The sequence below is a fragment of the Streptomyces sp. WMMB 714 genome, from assembly GCF_900090125.1.
Taxonomy (GTDB): Bacteria; Actinomycetota; Actinomycetes; order Streptomycetales; family Streptomycetaceae; genus Streptomyces; species Streptomyces daqingensis.
The window spans coordinates 1-1,927 of the sequence record NZ_FMHJ01000030.1 but is presented as its reverse complement, the minus strand read 5'-3'; the positions used below and the strand labels follow the sequence as shown (position 1 = coordinate 1,927).

General features: G+C 68.0%; 1 protein-coding gene. It reads left to right on the top strand.

Annotated elements, in window-relative coordinates; genetic code table 11:
* Window positions 1-341 precede the first annotated feature (341 nt).
* Window positions 342-1,673 (top strand): HNH endonuclease signature motif containing protein, encoded by a 1,332-nt coding sequence (locus H181DRAFT_RS28175; protein WP_078896033.1) that lies wholly within the window; start codon window positions 342-344, stop codon window positions 1,671-1,673.
* Window positions 1,674-1,927: the final 254 nt, after the last annotated feature.

Genomic DNA, 1,927 nt, shown 5'->3' with positions numbered 1-1,927 from the left:
TGCCGCGTGGTGGCCCGGGGTGTGTGGGGATGGGTGGCGGTGGTGGCACCGCGACGTCCGGCCTCGGACCGGCCCTGGCACACGCACAACCAACCGACCCGAGGAACGACATCCCGGGGCCACGCTCGGCTCTCCACTTGCGCTTCGATCAGCCCGAGGCCGAGCGGTGCAAGACGTCGTCAGAGCTGAGCCGGAGGAGCGGAGTTCCCGCTTCCTCGGATGCGTCTTCGTTCGAGTGAAAACCAGGCTTGAGCTGGGCTTTTGTGGTTGAGTTCGAGATAATGGAGGAGTGCTGAAGGCCCGTCTGGGAGACGGGAGTTGGGGCTGAAAGGGGGGCGGCCGTGGGCGAGCGCGGGGAAACATCAGAACCGGGAACGCCGGACGAATGGGCTTCGTATCTCACTCAGGCAGTGCCGGGTGCCGACACAGCGATTCTGCTCGACGTGCTCAGCGCGGAGAAGCTCTCACACGAAGGGCGCATCGACGCCCTGAAAGCGCTCGAGCGCCATGTTTCGTGGATCCACGCCCGGCAGGCGCAGCTTCTGGCAGCCCTGCACGACGACGCCGAGGATGCCCTTCCGGAGGGCACCTGGAACAAGGACGTGGCCGGGCAGTGGAACTTCGCGGCCGAGGAGGTCGCTTGCGCTCTGAAGCTTTCGGGTGCGACCGCCGAGGACCGCCTCCATGTGGCGCGGGAGCTGGACGCGCGCCTGCCGACGACGCTCGGCCTGCTGGAGGCAGGGGAGATCTCCTGGATGCAGGCCAAGGCGATGGTCGAGATCACGGACGTTCTCGATCCGGAGGTCGCCGCATCCGTCGAGGCAGATGTAGCACCGAAGATGCCGTCTCTGGCGTGCGGGCAGACGCGTCGCGCCCTGCACCGGTCGGTGGCCCGTCTGGACCCGGAGGGTGTGGAGGTGCGCCACATGCACCGCAAGCGGGACCGGGAGATCACGCATCGCGAACTCGGCGACGGAATGGCGCACTGGGGCGCCTACCTTCCTGCCGAGCAGGCCGCCCGGCTGGATCAGGCCGTCGACGCCCACGCGGAGACCTTGCTCGAGACGAGTGGGCGGGAGCGCGCGGAGGAATGGACGTTGGCGCAGCGCCGCGTCGACGCTCTGGTCGACTTGGTCCTCAACGGCTCCGGTCGGGGCGCCGGTTCGTCCGGGCGTGCGGCGGCGGTGGTGCAGGTGACGGTCTCGCTGGATGCACTGCTGGGAGTCGGGCAGGAGCCGGGAGAGCTGAAGGGATACGGGCCCATCACCGCGTCGCAGGCCCGCTCGATCGCGTTCGCCGAAGACAGCGTGTGGCGGCGGCTGTTGACCGACCCGGACTCGGGAATGGTCGTCAAGACCGATCCCGCCACCTACAAGCCCACTGCTGATACAGCGCGACATGTCGTCGCCCGCGATCGGGTGTGCATGTTCCCCTCCTGCCAAATGCCTGCCCACCGCTGCGATCTGGACCATGTCGAGCCGTTCGACCGACACAGTCCACAGCAGGGCGGGGAGACGACGCCGGAGAACATGATTCCGCTGTGCCGACGACATCACTTGCTCAAACACCGCGCCGGATGGGGAGTCGAGAGGGAAAAGGCAACCGGAACAGTCACCTGGACGACTCCCACCGGCCATCACTACACGAGCCACCCACACGACTACCGTAAGTAGTTGATCTCGCGCGGGTCAGCCGCTCCTTGGCCCTTCCCTGCCGTCGGTCACCACGCCGGGTCGATCAGCGTGCTGCCCTACTCGGCGGGGAACTGGGCGAGCGCGAGTGAAGTCAGGAAGCCCTGCTGCGAGCGGCAGCGGACGACCCCGTCCCCTGCGGGTTGGTTGTGCGTGTGCCAGGGCCGGTCCGAGGCCGGACGTCGCGGTGCCACCACCGCCACCCATCCCCACACACCCCGGGCCACCACGCGGCA